We start from the raw sequence: 19,011 nt of genomic DNA, 5'->3' as shown, positions 1-19,011 counted from the left end.
AAATTAGCTATTAAAAGGTTAAGTTGAGGCCAAAATTTAAGACCTTTTGCAGGGGATAACCCAGGCCGTTACCAGCCATTTCAGCATCCCATATTTTGAATTTACTGAACATCAGCAAATTGGTTGCACTGGCATAGATGCGGAAGTTAGTAGCCTTGATGCGTTCTACCAGTCCTTTAGGGAAGGTATAGCCGAGCTCGACCTGCTTAAGCCTTAAAAAGGCAGCGTTACGCATAAACCAGGTGCTGGTCTGGTTGTTATTGGCATTTGGGCTATTGCTCAACCGAGGTAAAATGGCATAAACATTTCTGTTTTCTTCCGACCAATAGCTGTCGGCATAGGCCTGCAGCAGTTGGTTCATGTATATCTTGCCCGAATTTGCCTCATTAGTTTTCGGATAAGTATAAGCCACAAATGGGGCTGTTGCCGCCGGATCAATCCAGAAAGACTGGTTGCCCGAGCCTTGTGCAAACGCAGAAATATCGAACTTTTTATAACTTAAGGAGAAGCCGAAGCCATAAACCACTTCCGGAACAGTAGGGTTACCAATAGGTACCATATCCGCTTCATTCACTTTTCCATCTCCATTTACATCGGTATATTTAATGTCTCCGCCGCCATAGGGGCCTCCAAACTCCTGGCGTGGTGAATTGGCTGCTTCCTGATCGTCAACAAACAGGCGCTCTGCGATATAACCAAAGGTTTGCTGCAAAGAACTACCTACCCTGGATTTATAAGCCTCTGCATACTGAGGTTCTTCATATACCTCATATTTGCTGGTTGCATAAGTGAGGTTTCCACGTACAGACAGCCAGAGATCTTTAGACCAGGCATGTTGCATATCGAGTGAAATATCTACCCCACGTCCATTGGCTTTACCTACATTAGACCTGGAAACAGAGGATAAACCCATGGTATTGGGAATCGAGGCGCGGGACATCAGAATATTGTCGCGTTTTTCGGTAAAGTACTCTGCAACGATATTGGCTTTGCCTAGCAGACTGAGCTCCATGGCCATGTTTTGTTTGGTTGCGCGTTCCCAGGTAATGTTTGGATTGGCATATCTGTTAACAACTACTCCATTTTTAACCTCAGTAAGGTCTCTTCCAAAAACAGCTCTCCGGCCTACATTGTTCAGGTCGGTATTAGACAGGTAGAAGAACCGGTCGTTTACATCCCCAATCTGGTCGTTACCTACCAGACCGTAAGTGTAACGGAACCTGAGGTTGGTGATTATATTTTTTAGCGGTGCAAAGAATTTCTCGTTAGAGGCACTCCAGGCCAGGCCAGCTGAAGGGAAGAAACCAAAGCGGTTATTTTCGGCAAAGCGTTCTGTTCCGTTGTAACCAAAGTTAAACTCTGCAAAATACCTCCTGTCGTAGGCATAGGTTGCCCGACCGGAAATACCCAGGTTCCTGGAAGGCAGGGACTGAAAGATATCCTCAGCATTAGAACCGCCCAGACTTTCCCTGGCTATCATTACCAGTAAACCACCGATTTCATGTTTTTTAGCAAAGGCACGGTTATAGTTAACTGTAGATTCAAAGTAAAACGTTGAATTTAAAGTTTTAGGCAGTTCTGCAAAACCCAGGTATTCTGTACCTGTAGTATTTGCCTGTGAAATGGTATATTGATTGGTGAGCAGGTCATAGCCCCCCAGCTGGTAGTAAAAAGGGTTGTAACCTCTGGAATAACTAAAGTTAGAGGTACGGGTTAAATTGACCATGGCCCTTGCAGAAAGCCCTTCGGTAATGGCATTCAGACCTTGCTTCAGTTCAAACTGGGCCAGCATCTGCGATCGGCTTTCATCGCGGTAGCCTCTCACCATATCGGCATAAGGATTGATGTAGTTATTGCCAAAAGCATTTCCGAACATGATGTGTTTTACAAAAGAATGGTCTGCATCTATTGGATAATAAGCCGGGAAAAGCACTGGGTTAGATCGCATGACATTTCTGTACATCGTAGTACCACTTTCTATAGGCCCGTTGTAATCGTCAAAATTTCCGCTCAGCCGTACAATCAGTTCAGTTGATTTGGTGAGGTCTATATTTACATTTGAACGCAGGGAATAACTTTTAAAATCGATGTTGTTGTTAAAGTTGTTCCGGTTATCAACATTAAGCAATCCATTGTCCTTGCTAAATGCGCCGGCTACATAATACCGGGCCACGGTACCACCACCACTTACGTTTAAGTTATACCGCTGGGTGTTTGCATAATCTTTAAACAGCATTTTGCGCCAGTCGTTGGCCGGAAAAATAAGTGGGTTTACACCATTGGCCGTGTTTTCTATTTTATCTTCAAGATAAGGGATTGGGGTTAGGGGATTTCGCGTTGCAGTAGCTTCATTGGCCAGTTTCATATAGGTAACCGGATCGGCCAGGTCGACATCGCTGGTTGAACTACTTGCCGAGTTTTCTACCCGGAGGGAAACTTTTGCCTTACCTGCCACACCTTGTTTGGTGGTTACCAGGATTACCCCATTGGCTCCTCGCGCACCATATAGCGCCGTTGCTGTAGCATCTTTCATGATAGAGAAAGTGGCAATATCATCGGTTTGCAACCGGGCCAGATCAGTTGTAGTAAGCTCGATCCCGTCGATTAGGATCAAAGGCTTGGTATTGTTACCAAAAGTGGTAATTCCACGTACAAAGAAGTCGGCATTGTCGGCACCGGGTTCTCCACTTCTCTGGTAGGCGATAACGCCTGCAACCCTACCGGCCAGTGCCGTGGTCAGGTTACTGGAAGGAACCCTCAATTCTCCTGGTTTTACTGTAGTAATGGAGCCGATTACACTTTCCTTTTTTTGTACCCCAAATGCCACTACGGAAACTTCGTCGAGCGCGTTTTTTGGATTGGGCAGCAATTTCACATCCAGTGTTTTCTTATTGCCGATGGTAATTTGCTGGCTGATGTAACCGATATAGGAAAAGACCAGCACTTCGGTATCACTATTGACCTGGACGGTGTATTTTCCATCTATGCTGGTCACAGCTCCGCGTTCGGTACCCTGTACCTTAACGGTTGCACCAGGTAGTGTTTCACCCGTTTCATCATAAATAATTCCGGTTATGACCCGCTGGACAGTTTGACTGCTTTCCTTAATATAGTTTGTGGTGTAATTAAAAACTCCCTGCTTTTTTGTATTGAAGGCCTTTACCGAAACGGCACCGCACATCAGGATACAGGCAAGAAGAATAGGTATTTTTTTCATGTTGTATAACTTGGTTAAGTGTTATGATTCACGAAAACAGAGGGTTTGTTTGGTTATTCTCTTTTCGTTATGAATTGATTTCCTGGGCTTCCATACGCTATAGCGCATTAAAAGTTACATGTAGTATTGATCTAAATCATAGACGGGTTCCTTTCATGGTTTGTTTGGTTTTGGTTTTTAAAAAGTAGCAAAGAACTTTACCATCAGCTGGAAATAATGTTCGAATTCAGTTAAAGGCAGGGTTTCGGCTTTATCGTACACATCATGATAAGCCTGTATACCGCCCATGGTGTAAATGAAAAAAGATGGAACCCCTTGCTGGTAAAACGGACAATGGTCACTTTTACAGGCTTCATCCCTTATTTCTACCTTTGGTACCAGCTGATACTGGGTATTGAGTTTTGACAGCAGATCAAACTGTTTTCTGAATATGGTTCCGTTTACGACCTTAATGCCTTCTTCGCCGGTACCTGCCAGGTCAAAATTGACAAGGAATTTAATTTTCTTTAAATCGATGAGTGGATTTTTGACAAATGCTTTAGAGCCTAGCAAACCAATCTCTTCACCAGAAAATGCAATAAAGACAGTATTGTATTTGGGCTGGTGCTGCGCGTAATAACGCAGTAGATTGAGCATGAAGGTGGTACCACTGGCATTGTCGTTTGCACCGGGGAAATAAACTTTGCGGCCCAGCATGCCCAGGTGATCGTAATGGGCAGTGATGACAAGTGTAGAATCTGAGCCAGAATACCCTTTTATCATTCCGGCAACATTCCGCGTCTGGTAATCCGGGACCAGTTTACTGTCTACATCAACGGTAATGGTTTGAATGGTTTTAGGATCAAGCCCTGGTTTGTTCACCTGTATGACAGGCCGTGAATTTTGATAAGTGAGGGTTGTCCAGGTTAGTTTTTCTGTTGTAAAAATAATTAAGCCTTTAAAATTTAGCTTTTCGCTACTGCGCAGGGCCCTTACATGGGCAGAGATTATTCTTTGTTCTTCGGCACTTTCCTTCCCGGCATCCCTGTTGTCCAGCAAAATGAAAGAAGCCGCAGCTTTATGAATCAAGTTTTCGAACTTCTCGGGGGTATTGATATCGGCCCTGCCCACCGTGACCACCTTAAATTTACCATGAACAGCGGGACTGGTGGCATCAATCAGATAATCTACTGCTGTTTTGAGCTTGGTGTTGTTGAGTTTTACACGCACTTTTCCAGGAAAGGTATTTACGGAGAGTTGAAAATCCTGAAAATAGGACCCTTTGTTTAGTGGGATCAGGTGAGATTTCTCAAATTCCCTGGCTATGAATGCAGAGGCGATCTGGTCTCCATTTGCCACATAGCCCCTACCCTTAAAAGCGGCTGAGGTTAAGGTTTGGATCACTTTTCTGGAATAATCCATATCTTGTGCGGCAGCATTAAAAGCAAGAGCCAAATGCATTGATATAGTTAAGAATAATAACAGAAGTCGTTTTTTAGCTAACATAAATTTCAGGTTAAGGAATAGAATGATCGGCAGGCATGTTAACACCACTCCATAGTTTTTTCGAGGTCCAGTCGGCCGGCGCCCCTGTCCAGAATACATCGTTTGCCGGCAGGCCCAGTGGCAACAATCCTGCTGTACATAAGTACAAACTTCCGGTAGACATATAATATTCGCCTACATCAACCTGATGTCCGCAAAAGCCTATAGTTAACCATCCATTTTTATCAAATGTACCCGGGGCCTCGATCATGCGTTTAATGACCAGTGACATGGCCCCTCTTACCTGTTCCGGACGGATGTTTTCCGGGAGTCTAGACAGCAATGCAATGTGTGCCAGGGCTTGCAAGGCCCCAAAACGATAAACCAGAGACCTTCCGACGGGTGGAAATGTACCTTCAGGAGAGATGGTACGCTCCTGGATTGCAGCGTATCTGATGGCCCTTTCCAATACAGTATTGTAAACTTCCTGTTTTTCCAGGCCCCTGTCTGTCACAGTTTTTACGATGTCGATCAGCATGGGGTGGATCACAAAACTGTTGTAATAGTCGAAATGAAATTTAGGCCCATCGCCATAGATACCATCACCTTTATACCATTCTTCCAGTTTTTTGATGGCATAATCGATGCGCACTATGTCGCCGTCATCACCTGCTCGCATTAAAAAGGCTTCTATCATTGCCGTAAAAAGCAGCCAGTTGTTGTAGGTTGGTTTAATGTTGCGTGTAGACTTTAGGGCATTGATGACATTTCTCTTTGTTTCTGCATCTAATGGCTCCCAAAGCTGCTTGGGAGCCCTGATCAGCGAATGAGCTAAAAAAGAAGCGTCTACCAGGGCCTGTTCATATTTCTGGGAAGTAAACTGCATGAAATCCGGTGAGGATGGGTTGACTGCATTGGCAAGGCTTTTACGGGCGAGCAGGATATATTTCTCCCTGAGTTTTCCTTCTGCTGTAGAATCGATACCAAGCTCCAGCCAGGGTGCCATTCCGGCCATCAGGCGTCCGAAAGCTTCCAGGTAAGTGACTTTAGTCCGGTCGAATTTGCTGGAAGGATTCACTTCTACGGGCATGTCCAGCTTAAGCCTGCCCCTGCTTAAGCTTTCCAGTACAGGGTCGGCGATTTTTGTGAGCACAGCAATCCAGTATTTCCTGCTTTCTGCATTTTTTTTCTGCATACCTACAGGATTTTCGGAAGAGGTCCGTGCATCGGCTGCATTTATACCCAATCCCATCAGGGCTGCGGGTGGTACTAAAGATAAAAATCGGCGCCTGTACATGATGATCGGTTTATTGGGTCAGTTCTAATTTAATGGTTTTCAGTTCTTCAGAATTTGGGCCCATCATGACTGTGAAACTGCCAGGTTCGGTAATCCATTTGCCATCTTTCCAGAATTCAAGCGAACGGGAAGAAATGGGCAGGGAAATCTTTTGGGTTTCGCCCGGACGCAGGCTAATGCGTTTAAACCCTTTTAATTCTTTAATTGGCCTTGCCAGTGAAGAGATGTCATCACGAAGGTACAGCTGCACAATTTCATCGCCGGCCACTTTACCGGTATTGGTTACTTCAATTTCGGCAAAAACAGTTTCACTGGCTTTCATGCTGGCTTTAGAGAGTTTTGGTACTCCATATTTAAATTGTGTGTAGCTGATGCCATAACCAAAGGGATAGGTTGCACCTTCTGTCGTTCCCCACATCATCCTTGGCCTGCCTGGTATTAAAGTATTGTAAAATGCAGGTACCTGACCTACATTTCTTGGGTAGGTAACAGTTAATTTTCCGGAAGGGTTCAGATCGCCAAATATGGCTTCTGCAATGGCAGTACCTGTTTCCTGGCCCAGAAACCAACCGTCTAATATGGCCGGAACATGGTCTTTGGCCCATTGAATAGCGGCCGGACGGCCATGCAGCAATACCAGTACTACAGGTTTGCCTGTGGCCACAATGGCCTGTAACAGCTTATCCTGGTCGCCCGGCAAGGTAATGTCGTCCCTATCCACATTTTCCATTACGGTTTTATCATCATCACCCAGCACCAGGATACATACATCAGCTTCTTTTGCAATGGCAACGGCTTCTGCAAGCTGCGTATCTTTTGGATGCTGGATATCAGTCCCTTTTGCATACAATACCTGTGCATTTTTACCTACAGCAGTTTCGATGCCTTGTTTTACAGTAATGAAGTGTTTAGGCTGCTGGGTAGAATAAGTGCCCAGACGAATTGTATCGGCATTTGGACCAATTACGGCTATCTTTTTGAACTGACTTTTTTTAAATGGCAGCAGGTTGTTGTTTTTTAGGAGGATGAGACTTTTGCGGGCTGCTTCGAGTGCAAGTGCATCGTGTGCAGGATTATTTAATACAGTTTTATAGTTTGATCTGGGGCTGGACAATGAGCCATCGATCTGCGAAAAGAATACATCAGCATTTACATCTGCATCTTTTGTACCTTTTTGTAATTCGGTCATTTCCTTGCCCAATGGATTTTCTTCTTCGTCGAGGTGCAGGGCAATCTTAAATTCCAGTACTTTTCTAACGGCGTCGTCGAGCAGTTTTACCGGCACTTTTCCGTTTTTTACCGCGGCGACCAGTGGGGGGCCATACATTCTTTTATCGGCCCAGGTCTGTTTAAAGGCAAGCTCGGTATGCACACCTGCTTCCAGTGCTTTTCTGATGGTTTCTTCCCGGCTTTCGGTGGCGAATAAGCGGTCCTGTACCCACCTCAGGTCGTTGTTATCAGAAACCCCCAGGCCATCAAAGCCGTATTCCTTTCTGAATACATCGTTTAGGGTATAGGTATTGATGTGACAGGGCACCCCATTTAAGGTATGGTGCGCGGGCATGACCGAACCCACCTGAGCTTCTTCTACTGCAGCCCGGAAAGGCGGAAGGTGAACTTCGTGCAAACTACGCAGGGAAATTTCGACTGCAGCACCATTGGCACCCAGCAGGGGTTCACTATCTGCCACAAAATGTTTAGCTGTTGCCACTACATGGTCCTTATCGAAGCGGTTTTTGCCACGGCCCTGCAGGCCATTGATAAAGGCTACGCCGATTTTACTGACCAGGTAGGCATCTTCTCCATAACCTTCTTCGAAACGGCCCCAGCGCGCATCGCGCAAAACCCCAAGCATTGGGGTATAACAGTGGTGTATGCCTAAAGCCCTGGCTTCTTTTGCAATCACGGTAGATACCCTTTCGACAAGCGAAGGATCCCAGGAACTGGCTATGGAAATGGCCTGAGGGAAAGAAGTGGTGCCGGCAGCAACCACACCATGCAGACATTCACCGGCCTGCATATGGGGGATATTTAATCTTTTATTGGCATTGGGATAAAATGAGGCCAGCTGATGCGCTTTTTCTTCCAAGGTCATTTTACTCAGCAGCAGTTCTACTTTTTGCCTTTCTTGTTTGGTTAAGGGAATATAACCGGTTTTTTCCTGGGCCTGTACTTTTAAAAGCTGCAGACCTGTAAAGAAGAATAGTATAAATTGAAATAGCCTCATAATATTTAAAGTGTAGCAGTCGATTGCAAGAAAAAGAATAAACTGTGCAGAGGTTTAACCCTGCACAGTTGAAATTTGTGTATACTCAGCAAAAATTAATAGCCAGTATTGTTGGGCATTTTGGCTCCGGTGTTTCTGTCTATTGCTGTTTGAGGAATTGGCATCAGGTTGTTCATCATCTGAACTGTAGCCTGAGATTTCTCATATCCATATTTTTTGGTCCTATCATAGATCTTTCCTAAGCGAGCCAGGGTCATCATTCTGAATTCTTCCCCATATAGCTCTCTGGCCCTTTCATCAAGGATATAGTCTATATCTACATTTGCTGCAGCAACCGGTGTGGCATTTGCACGTCTTCTTACTACATTAATATCGTCAGCAGCAAGATCTGCTCTTGATTTTCCCAGATAGGCTTCAGCACGCAGGAAATAGGTTTCCGGTAAACGAACGACATAAAAATTCCTTACATAGCCATTATCTGGTACTTTATTGATGTGCTTATCCGTACCAAATTTTGCCCAGTTCGGGAATACATAAATCATGGTATCATCCCTTGTGGTCAGGAAAGATTTTGGGATTAATGTGGCCTTTTTATACAACAGATTTCCAGCAGCATCTTTAATATCTGCACCGAAATAATATTTGCGTTTGATATTGGTTTCGTTATTCCTGATGTCATTTCCTGAATTTTTCCAGATGGTATAATTGGTATAATTGGTTGGCCTTGCATAAGCAACCCCACGACCAGTACTGTCTTGTGCAACACCAGGATAACCAATCTTTGCGAGACCCCAGTAGTTACACCACATCATCCGTTCAATTAGCGGTCTTCCTGCAAACGTAGTTCCTCCAGGGATAGAAGCACCTGTAGGACCTTGTGCAAACTGCGCAATAAAAATCCCTTCATTGTTACCCGCTTGTCTGTTTTGGTTTCCCATCACAAACAGGTCATAGTAATAATCTTTATCCGTTTCAGAACTGCGTGCGCCAAAACGGGCGTTTACCAAACCATAAGTACCATCCGTACCATCAATAACCCTGGTTGCGGCAGCAATGGCACCATCATAATCTTTCATTGCGAGGTTAATTTCTGCCAGATAGTGATCTGCAGCGGCCCTTACTACCCTTCCAGGTACAGTATGGGTAATTGGAAGGTTAAGCCTGGCAAATTCCAGGTCCTTTTTTATAAAGAGTAGGACCTCCTCACGTGTATTTCGTACAAAATCTACCTTTGCTGAAGTGACCGGTTTATCGACAATAGGAACCCCACCGTACAAGTGTACCAGATTGCGATAAGCAAATGCTCTGAAAAAGTAGGCTTCTGCCAGGGCTTGATTTTTATCAGTTTCTGTGGCCCATGGAAATCCAGGTTTTAATGCAGACTCGATCAATTGATTAGCATTTTTAAGCAAAGCATATTGATTGTTAAACCAATCAGCCGAATAGGCTTCTACTGAATTCACCAGACCCCAGTTGTTGTATTTGGCGTTGTCATCCCGTGGATCGAAACAAACATCGGTACCCAGGCCCAGGATCCATGCTTCATGCGGCCCGTCGTTCATGTTGTAGATCAATTGTACATACCTGTAAAAGGTTCCGCTTAAACCTTCCAGCTGTGCTTTATTGGTATAGGCTGTTTCAGTACTGATCCTGTCGTCCAAACTTTCCCTCAAAAACTCATCATCTTTACAGGAAGCAAGTAGTGCTAATAGTCCTACTGCGACTACTCGTATATTTCTATGTAATTTCATATCTATTCATATTTTAATTAAAACCCTAAGTTTAAGCCAAAGGAAACAGTTCTCATAATAGGCGTATTGGCGTTTACCGATGTCTGAGAAGACCCGCCGTTACCACCAATCTGTGCCCCATTGGCTGGATCCAGACCTGTCCATCCTGTAAAAGTCAGTAAGTTGGTACCACTTACGAACAACTTCAAATTATCTACTTTTAACTTGTTGAGCAGTTCTTTCGGAAGACTGTAGCTTAATGAGGCCGTTTGCAAACGCACGAATGTGCGCGACTGGTAAAAACCATATGAAAACGGATTTCCATAGTTAGGTCTTACAAATTCATTGCTTTCACGATCCGGCATCCATGGGTTTTGGCCGGCAATCCAATTTCCTGAAGTTGGCAAAAGCGACGCTGGATTTAACCCGCGTGGATTGCCCGACATAAAGAAATTGTTCTTTCCACCACCAATGATAGCGTTAACAGTAAAAAACAATTGGAAATTTTTGTAATTAAAGGTATTGGAAACATTGAAGTTGAAGTTTTCCTTGCTGTATCCAATTACTGACCTGTCGTTAACGTCTATCATCCCATCACCATTGATGTCCTTGATTTTAAGGTCTCCAGGAAAGAATATCTGGGCTCCACCTGCAGTTTTGTATTTGTTCATATATTCCGTATCAGAACTTTGCACGATTCCCTCAACGGTATAATCATAAAACCCTAATAAAGACTTACCAATGAACAATGAGTTTTCCGGCTGGTCTTTATCATCAGGCAAATGCGTCACTTTATTTCTGTTCAGCCAGAAACTGATTCCAGAGCTCCAGCTAAATCCATCATCAGATTTTATGTTGGTTGAATTTAAAGTAATTTCAATTCCCCTGTTCTGAACTTCGCCGAGATTCGATTTTACGGAACTAAAACCAGTGAAAATTGGCAGCAATCGTGTTAGAAGTTGATTATCGGTTTTGCTGGAGTAAACATCAACATTACCGGTTAAGCGCTGGTCTAACAACTGAAAATCTACCCCAAGGTTTAAGGTATTTGTAGTTTCCCAGGTAAATGTTTTATTAGCCAGTGTGGAAGGAGTACTGATTAAAAAAGAATTGCTGCCAAAAACGGTAAACAAGGTGTTGTCAGTAAAAGCAAGTGAAGAGTATGACCCTACCGATTGGCTACCTGTTTTTCCATAAGAAGCCCTTATTTTCAGGTAGTTTACAAATTTCACATCTTTCATGAAATTTTCTTCACTCAATGCCCATGCAACAGATCCCCCTGGAAAATAACCGTACTTAAAGCCTTCGGCGAATGCAGAATAACCATCACGCCGCAAGGTAAATGTACCGTAGTACTTTGATTTATAGTTGTAATTTAACCTGCCGAAATAACCAACATTGGTTGTTTTAGCAAATTCAGTATTTGTTGTAATGACTTTACCCGTATTTAAACCGTTCATCCCTAACAAGGTGGTTCCGGCTGCAGAGAAATCGGATGAATTTACCCTCAGTTGTTCAGTTGTACTGAAATCGCGGGTATAACCAAACAAAGCGTCAATATTATGGTCCCCAAATGAACGGTTATAGGAAATCAGGCTATTGATTACCCAGCTGTTTCCCTGATTATTTATCCTGTACCCATTTGCTCTGGACAAAAACTGTGCAGGATTCGCAATGTCTCCAGGAAGCAAAGTGTTCACTTCACCAAATTCGTGGTGGAAAAAGCCTGTATTCGAAACCGATTTTGTCCCTGTAGCTTCAAATCTATAGTTCAAACCTTTGATAAAAGGTATTTTCGCATTGATAAACCCGGTACCTCTTATCGTATTTTGCTTGTTCAAATCGTCATCATAGACTCCAGGTTGAGTAACATTAGTAGGGCTACCCCAGAAAGGACTGTACATTGACGTATTTCCTGTGGGGTAACGCTGGTAGATATCGCTGCCATCTACATACCTGTAACTGTATGGGGATATATAAGTAGCCATGTATAAGCTTGGCGAATTGCCTGTAAAATCACGTGACGAATAATATCCGTTTGCACCAAACGATAACCAGTCTGTAATATTATTCTCTACTTTTAGGGTGAGGTTTGGCTTCTTAAACTTATCGTTGTACAACACCCCTTTTTGGTTCAGGTAACCCGCTGAGAAATAATAATTGGTGTTATCTGTTTTTCCGGAGACACTTAATTGGTAATTCTGGATAGGCGCAAATTGTGTAACTTCATCCAGCCAATTTAAGGTATGCCCCTCATTATACGCCTTATACTCTAGATTCGACAACACTTTCGTCATATCTGTAATGTCCTGACCCCTGATAGACATATTGTCTTTTCTCCACTGAATAAACTCATCACCGGCTTTCATTTTAGGAACCCTTGTCCAGTTTTGTACGCCATAATAGGTGCTGAAGTTGATCTGAGGTTTTTCTGTTCTGCCACGCTTGGTAGTAATTACAAGTACCCCATTTGCAGAACGTGAACCATAAATGGAAGCAGCACTACCATCTTTCAGGATATCATAAGAAGCAATATCGTTCATATTGATCTCATTAAGGTTTCCATCAAAGATCACCCCGTCTAAAATGATTAATGGATTTCCTCCCCCACTGATAGAATTCTGCCCCCTGATTGCAATGTTAGGGGTAGCACCTGCAGCATTTGAAGGGCCAACATTGATACCAGATGTACCTTGTAATGCTTCTAACGCATTTACAAACGGGACACTGGCTTTAGGACCATCTTCTAATCTGACGGTAGTAATTGAGCCGGTGACATCTTTACGCTTTTGCGTACCGTAGCCGATTACAACTACATCATTTAACTGATTGGCCGCAGGGACAAGGGTAATGTTAATTTTTGTGCGGTTATTTACCTTTACTTCCTGGCTAATATATCCCAGGTAACTAACAGTAAGCGTCGCGTTACTCTCTGTAGTTAAAGAATAACCTCCGTTTACATCGGTAACGGCACCACCACCTGCCGAACTTTTGATGGTTGCCCCAATAATGGTCTCGCCTTTTTCATCCATCACCTTACCTGTGATGGTTATGGGGGCCAACATTTTCTTTGCTGCTACAGCTTTACCGGAGGCGGCCAGTAAGACTATAAAAACAGAAGCAAGCAACAATTTTGTAACCCTCAGACTTAAAAAGTTACAATTTAGTAGTTTGAGTTTTGTCATACTTCATGAATTTAGGTTGGTTAAAAGTTTCTATTTGGTTATATTTTGCAATCGATTGCCTTCTGATTACTTTATTTTCAAAAAAACAATCACAATATAAAGTGTGCGAACACACAATCACATCATATTGCTTACACAAACATAATAAAATATTAATGTGTGCGAACACAATTTTGAAATTATTTTTTATTACCGGTTTTTTGTTGCTATGTTTGGCTACAGTGTTTTTTGATTTTCACATCATAGCATGTGGTTAAGCTTTAAAAAGAATCTGTACGCTAAACTGTTAAAACAGCAAAAATTGCAACAACCAAAATAAACCACCCGATTTGTTTTAATAAATCAACAATTATGAAAAAACTGCTATTCTCTTCCCTGATGTTAATTGGCCCGCTTGTTTACGGACAGAACAAAGACAAACTGCTACATGCCATTGACATTGACGCCATACGGGAAACCAAATTAACCGGGTATATCGGATTGGCTCCTACAGTGATGTCTAAACCAGCAGCAAGCACACAGGTGACTGCCTTTTTAAAAAAATTTCCGGGGAAAAAGTATTTTACCTTTCCTGAAAGCAGGGAAAATTCAATCCGCCTGCTGGATAGTCTGCCTGAAAAATGGACAAACCATTCGGCGGCCGATCTGGTTTCATTTAAAGGCGTAGCACAACCAGGAGAATATTATGTATTTCAGGTTGGGGTTTATGGAGCTGGGCAGCCTTTAAAAAATATACAGGTTCGCTTTTCAGCTCTAAACAATGACAAGGGGCAGTCTATAAAAGAAGTAACCTGTTTCAATTCGGGGGGCATTTCTTTTAAAGGAGAGAAATTTTCAAAATCGCTGCATCTTGATCCGCACAATGTATTGCCTTTATGGTTTGGGGTAGATGTACCTGAAAATTACAAAGGTCTATATAAAGGTACAGTGGAGATTAAGCCCGAAGGTCTGCCGGCTACCTTAATTCACATAAGTATAGATGTAAAGGGAAATATTATTGCCAATCATGGCTACAATGACGAGACCAAATTGTCCCGTCTGGCCTGGCTGAATACAAAAGTTGCAATGGACGATGGCCTGACCAATGGCTTTAAACAGGTAGACCGGGCTCAAAAGAACATTTCTATATTGGGCCGTACCATTAAATTATCTGATCAGGGCCTGCCACTTGATATTCAAACTTTTTTTGATAAAAACAATGAACTGATCTTACCGAAAGGCGAACCCATTATTGCGGCGCCTATCCGGTTTATTATTGAAAAAGATGGACGGGAACTTCCGCTTGCCGCAGGAATATTGAAATTTGAAGATCATTTTCCGGGGTCAACACATTGGGAAACTAAATTAACGAACGGGGACATCAGCGTTACCATTAAAGGCCGTGCAGATTATGATGGATTTATTGGTTATAGTGCGGTAGTGACGGCTTCAAAGGATATCTCTATAGATGATATCCGTTTGCAGGTACCTATGCGTCCGGAAAAAGCGACCTATATGATGGGACTGGACAAAGAAGGTGGTTTTAGTCCGAAAGACTGGCGCTGGAAATGGGATGTGCTGGAAAAACATCAGGATGAGGTATGGATGGGTGCGGTGAATGGTGGACTGAAGCTAAAACTTAAAGGGAAAAACTATCAGCGACAGCTGGTTAACCTCTATTATCCATTTGGGCCATTGCATGAGCCTGAATCCTGGGGCAATGGTCATAAAGGTGGGGTAGATATTTATGAACAGGAAAAAACAGTAATGATTAAGGCCTATTCTGGTGAGCGCACCTTGAAAAAGGGAGAAACCTATCAGTTTGATGCAGAATTTCTGGTTACACCTTTCAAACTGATCAATAAGGACATACAGTTTAACGATCGCTATTACCATTCGGACATTGATACAACCAGCAATACAATCAGACTTGCACAGGAACATGGGGCCAATATCATCAACATCCACCACAAGAAAGATATCTACCCTTTCCTGGACTATCCAATGGCCAATGACAATGTTCCCGACCTGAAAGCATTTATCGATAGCAGCCATACTAAAGGTATAAAAACAAAACTTTATTATACTACACGGGAGATTAGCGTAAATGCGCCTGAAATATGGGCTATGCGGGCATTGGGTGATGAAATCATTTACCCGGGTCCAGGAATGGCTACCAGAACTTTGGTAAACCCGAATGGCGTACATCCATGGCTGGGTCAGAATTTAAAGAAGGATTTTATACCGGGCTGGGTGGCTACTTTTACTTCGGGTAAATATAAAGGCCGCCAGGACCTTTCGATCCTGACCAGGCCCGATTCTCGCTTAAATAATTTTTTTCTGGGCGGACTGGAATGGATGTGCAAGGAGCTGAACATTGATGGCATTTACATGGATGACCTGGCGCTTGACAGGGAAACCATGCAAAGGACCCGTAAAATCCTGGAGCGCGACCGTCCAGGTGCGAAAATTGACATGCATACCTGGAACCATTACAACAAATATGCAAAATGGGCTTCTTCGCTAAACCTGTATATGGATATGCTTCCTTATATTGATCATTTATGGGTTGGTGAAGCCAGGGATTACGACCGTTCTTCTGATTACTGGCTGATAGAAGTAAGTGGTGTTCCCTTCGGACTTTCTTCACAAATGCTGAACAAAGGTGGAAATCCATGGAGGGGTATGGTATTTGGTATTACAAACCGTTTGGGTTGGTTTAAAGCCAAAACACCAGAATATATCTGGAAATTCTGGGATGACTACCATATTGAAAAGAAACAGATGATCGGATTCTGGAATGATGAAATTCCGGTTAAAACGGATAATAAAAAAACTGAGGCCACTATTTATAAAGGAAAGGATGAAGTAATTGTGGCTTTGGCCAACTGGACTGCAGAACCGCAGAAATGCAAACTGAAAATAGACTGGAAAGCCCTGGGCTTGTCCCCTGACCAGGTAACAGCAGAAATACCGGAAATAAAAGAGTTCCAGGACGGACGGTCAATCAATGTCGAAAAAGAAATCAACCTTGAAGGCGAAAAAGGCTTTCTTATTGTAATCAAAAGGAAACAATAATTAAGATAAAGCGGATTGTTATGAAGATTACGACTTTAATGAAAAGATCGGCAAGTTTATTGCTGTTAGGTCTGACCCTTTGGGTCCCGGTAAATGCGCAGCAAGCCCTTAAAATATATGTGGCCCCAAATGGGAAAGTAAACGCTGCAGGTACGCTTAAAAACCCTGTATCAACAATTTCAACAGCCTTAGCCAGGGCCAATGCCGCAGCTAAGAAGAGCAAAAAACCTGTAGAGATTATTTTACGTGCCGGAGTTTATCCGCAGACAAATACCCTGGAAATTGTACAGGGGAAAACCTGGAATTCATTGGTGCCCCTGACTATAAAGGCTTACAACAATGAAAAGGTAATTGTTCATGGTGGGAAGATCATTGCCCCAAACCTGATCAAACCCGTTTCGGATGCCGGATATCGGAAGCGCTTTCTACCGGAATTCAGGAACAGGATAAGGCAGGTAAACCTTAAGGAAGCCGGTATTAAAAATACCGGTAAGTTAAGGATGACCGGCTTTACAAGACCTTTTGCACCTGCATGGCTGGAAATTTTTACAAATGACGAACCGGGCAGAATTGCACGCTGGCCAAATAAAGGGACTGTCCCTATCCACTCTGTACTGGATACGGGTTCCATTCCAAGATGGGGCGACTCTACAAACCGGGGTGGTACCTTTACCTATAAGGACATTAACCGCCCTTCAAGGTGGAAAGAACCTGAGAAAGCCTGGATAGCCGGCTTTTTCATGTGGGGCTATGCAGATGACGCGGTGCCTTTAAGGGGCATAGATACAGTAAAACAGACCATTACTACACTTAAGCCCCATGCCTATGGTTTCGGAAATGGAAAACCATGGCGGGCATGGCATGCATATAATATACCTGAAGAGATTGATGTTCCGGGAGAATACTATGTGGACACCGAGACCAAAATGCTTTACTTTTTACCGCCCGATAATTTAAAAAAACTGGAAATCTCAGAACTGGAAAGTCCACTATTTTCCATAGATGATGTACAGAATGTGAAGATACAAAACCTGGATTTTACCTGCAGCCGGGGCATCGGTATTACGATGGAAAGAACAGAGCGCGTGCTGATTGATGGCTGTAAGTTTACCAATCTTGGCATTGTAGCAGTTTTTATGGGTAAAGGTGTAGAGGCAGAATCAGACAGCTTAAGTGTATTTGCCGTTAAGCCCGCCTCCAGATCTATTGGGAGCCTGGTACAATATGTTTATGACCATACGGTTTTTGACCGGGAAGCCGGAAAAAACAATGGAATTGTCAACTGCGAAGTTTACAATACCGGATCAGGTGGCTTTTTGATCAGCGGCGGGAACAGGTTAACTCTTGAACGCGGCAATAATTATGTTAAAAACTGTAGCATTCACGATTTCAACCGCATTGAACGTTCGTATCGCCCTGGTATATGGATCACAGGGGTAGGTAACAGCATTTCCAACTGCGACATTTACAATGCACCTTCATCTGGTGTGATGCTGCATGGCAATAATCATCTGGTTGAGTATAATAATTTTCATCACCTGGTGATGGACTCGGATGATATGGGCGCCCTGTATTTTGGCAGGAACCCTTCTGAAATGGGGCAGATTGTAAGGTACAACTATTTTCATCATATAGGTGGTGATCATAAGACTATGGCGGTTTACCACGATGACGGAGCCTGTGGAATGGAAGTTTATGACAATGTATTTTATAAAGCAGGAACTGTTGCAGGCTTTATTGGTGGCGGCAGGGACAATCCTTACCACAACAACATTTTTATTGAAACAAAATATGCTGGGCATATTGATGACCGGCTAAAGCACTGGGCAAGGGCCATGCTGGTAAAAGATGGTACTTTTCAAAAACGACTGGAAGCTGTAAATTACAAGAACCCACCTTACTCGACCCAGTATCCAACATTACCAAAATACTTTGAAGATAATCCGGAGATTCCAAAAAGAGATACTTTTTATAACAACCTGTTGGTAAAAATGCCAAAAAGAGTTGAAGGCCGGGAAGAAATGCTGCCGTTTATGAAAAGCAATTACGAAACCAATGAAGATCCTGGTTTTGAAAACTATGCCAAAGAAAACTTTAAATTGCGTAAGGATGCCATCATATGGCAAAAAATACCTGGTTTCAGAAATATCCCATTTGAAAAAATTGGCTATCAAAAAGTAAAATGATACTAAAAGTAGCATACCTGCCGGAAATCAACACCAATACAGGGCTCTTTGGGCTGTCTGATCTACTTGACCAAGTGGAACGACAGCCCATAGGCTGCTCACCCTGGAAAGAATATGCCTGCGCAGACGTACAAGCCGGTTTCGCCATTGTTCAGGGGAAAGACTGCATCGCGCTGAAATATTATGTCAGGGAAGCCTTTAGTAATCCTGTATATTTTAACGCCAACGACCCGGTATACAGAGACAGTTGTGTAGAGTTTTTTATTGGTTTTAATACCGATGCAGGATATTACAACTTTGAGTTCAACAACGCCGGAACCTGTTTATTGGGTTTTGGAACAGGCAGGGAAAGAAAGTACCTGCCAAAATCGCTTATCGATCAGATCAGCTACTGCCGCTCATTTAAAAGCAAGGGAATGGAATCGCTGATAGAATGGGAGCTGACGCTGGTTATTCCTTTTGAGGTATTCTGTTTTCATACCATTCGTAAACTTGAAGGACCATCATGCAGGGGCAATTTTTTTAAATGCGGTGATGATCTTCCAGAGCCGCATTACCTGGCCTGGAACAATATTACAACGGATAGTCCCAACTTTCATTTACCGGAATATTTTGGTTTAATTGATTTTGTATAATTGGATTTTGTAG

Annotated in this window: 9 protein-coding genes; 3 read left to right on the top strand and 6 right to left on the bottom strand. The window is 43.1% G+C overall.

Annotated elements, in window-relative coordinates:
• Window positions 1-10 precede the first annotated feature (10 nt).
• The 6 genes from HDC92_RS23520 to HDC92_RS23495 form a co-directional block, all read right to left on the bottom strand.
• Window positions 11-3,217, bottom strand: coding sequence for a SusC/RagA family TonB-linked outer membrane protein (locus tag HDC92_RS23520; RefSeq protein WP_183877339.1), 3,207 nt, complete (start codon window positions 3,215-3,217; stop codon window positions 11-13).
• A 177-nt stretch (window positions 3,218-3,394) separates the two neighbouring features.
• Window positions 3,395-4,657: a M28 family metallopeptidase gene (locus HDC92_RS23515; protein ID WP_183877338.1), complete on the bottom strand. Its 1,263-nt coding sequence runs from the start codon at window positions 4,655-4,657 to the stop codon at window positions 3,395-3,397.
• Window positions 4,658-4,712: 55 nt separating this feature from the next.
• Window positions 4,713-5,978, bottom strand: coding sequence for a DUF2264 domain-containing protein (locus HDC92_RS23510; protein ID WP_255484660.1), 1,266 nt, complete (start codon window positions 5,976-5,978; stop codon window positions 4,713-4,715).
• 10 nt (window positions 5,979-5,988) lie between these two features.
• On the bottom strand, window positions 5,989-8,205 hold the full coding sequence (locus HDC92_RS23505; RefSeq protein ID WP_183877337.1) for a glycoside hydrolase family 3 N-terminal domain-containing protein: 2,217 nt from the start codon (window positions 8,203-8,205) through the stop codon (window positions 5,989-5,991).
• A gap of 95 nt (window positions 8,206-8,300) precedes the next feature.
• Complete coding sequence (locus HDC92_RS23500) at window positions 8,301-9,956, bottom strand: RagB/SusD family nutrient uptake outer membrane protein (protein WP_015809904.1); 1,656 nt, start codon at window positions 9,954-9,956, stop codon at window positions 8,301-8,303.
• A gap of 17 nt (window positions 9,957-9,973) precedes the next feature.
• Complete coding sequence (locus HDC92_RS23495) at window positions 9,974-13,120, bottom strand: SusC/RagA family TonB-linked outer membrane protein (protein ID WP_015809905.1); 3,147 nt, start codon at window positions 13,118-13,120, stop codon at window positions 9,974-9,976.
• Between the two features lie 351 nt (window positions 13,121-13,471).
• Here HDC92_RS23495 and HDC92_RS23490 point away from each other — a divergent pair, with 351 nt between their 5' ends.
• The 3 genes from HDC92_RS23490 to HDC92_RS23480 are packed head-to-tail and all read left to right on the top strand — an operon-like array spanning window position 13,472 to window position 18,998.
• Window positions 13,472-16,177, top strand: coding sequence for a glycoside hydrolase domain-containing protein (locus HDC92_RS23490; RefSeq protein WP_183877336.1), 2,706 nt, complete (start codon window positions 13,472-13,474; stop codon window positions 16,175-16,177).
• 20 nt (window positions 16,178-16,197) lie between these two features.
• Entirely contained in the window at window positions 16,198-18,363 is a 2,166-nt protein-coding gene (locus HDC92_RS23485) for a right-handed parallel beta-helix repeat-containing protein (protein ID WP_183877335.1), read from the top strand.
• Window positions 18,360-18,998: a carbohydrate-binding family 9-like protein gene (locus HDC92_RS23480; protein WP_183877334.1), complete on the top strand. Its 639-nt coding sequence runs from the start codon at window positions 18,360-18,362 to the stop codon at window positions 18,996-18,998. The genes HDC92_RS23485 and HDC92_RS23480 overlap by 4 nt, the downstream gene beginning before the upstream one ends.
• Window positions 18,999-19,011 lie beyond the last annotated feature (13 nt).

This window comes from Pedobacter sp. AK017, assembly GCF_014200825.1.
Taxonomy (GTDB): domain Bacteria; phylum Bacteroidota; class Bacteroidia; order Sphingobacteriales; family Sphingobacteriaceae; genus Pedobacter; species Pedobacter heparinus.
Note: the sequence above shows the minus strand (reverse complement) of the source record. Positions and strands in the feature narration are given on the sequence as shown.

Bases quoted from the DNA above. Each gene is read 5' to 3' on its own strand.
- HDC92_RS23505 (WP_183877337.1), bottom strand. From the start codon at position 8,205: ATGAGGCTATTTCAATTTATACTATTCTTCTTTACAGGTCTGCAGCTT.
- HDC92_RS23490 (WP_183877336.1), top strand. From the start codon at position 13,472: ATGAAAAAACTGCTATTCTCTTCCCTGATGTTAATTGGCCCGCTTGTT.
- HDC92_RS23500 (WP_015809904.1), bottom strand. From the start codon at position 9,956: ATGAAATTACATAGAAATATACGAGTAGTCGCAGTAGGACTATTAGCA.
- HDC92_RS23510 (WP_255484660.1), bottom strand. From the start codon at position 5,978: ATGTACAGGCGCCGATTTTTATCTTTAGTACCACCCGCAGCCCTGATG.
- HDC92_RS23515 (WP_183877338.1), bottom strand. From the start codon at position 4,657: ATGCATTTGGCTCTTGCTTTTAATGCTGCCGCACAAGATATGGATTAT.
- HDC92_RS23485 (WP_183877335.1), top strand. From the start codon at position 16,198: ATGAAGATTACGACTTTAATGAAAAGATCGGCAAGTTTATTGCTGTTA.
- HDC92_RS23495 (WP_015809905.1), bottom strand. From the start codon at position 13,120: ATGACAAAACTCAAACTACTAAATTGTAACTTTTTAAGTCTGAGGGTT.
- HDC92_RS23520 (WP_183877339.1), bottom strand. From the start codon at position 3,217: ATGAAAAAAATACCTATTCTTCTTGCCTGTATCCTGATGTGCGGTGCC.
- HDC92_RS23480 (WP_183877334.1), top strand. From the start codon at position 18,360: ATGATACTAAAAGTAGCATACCTGCCGGAAATCAACACCAATACAGGG.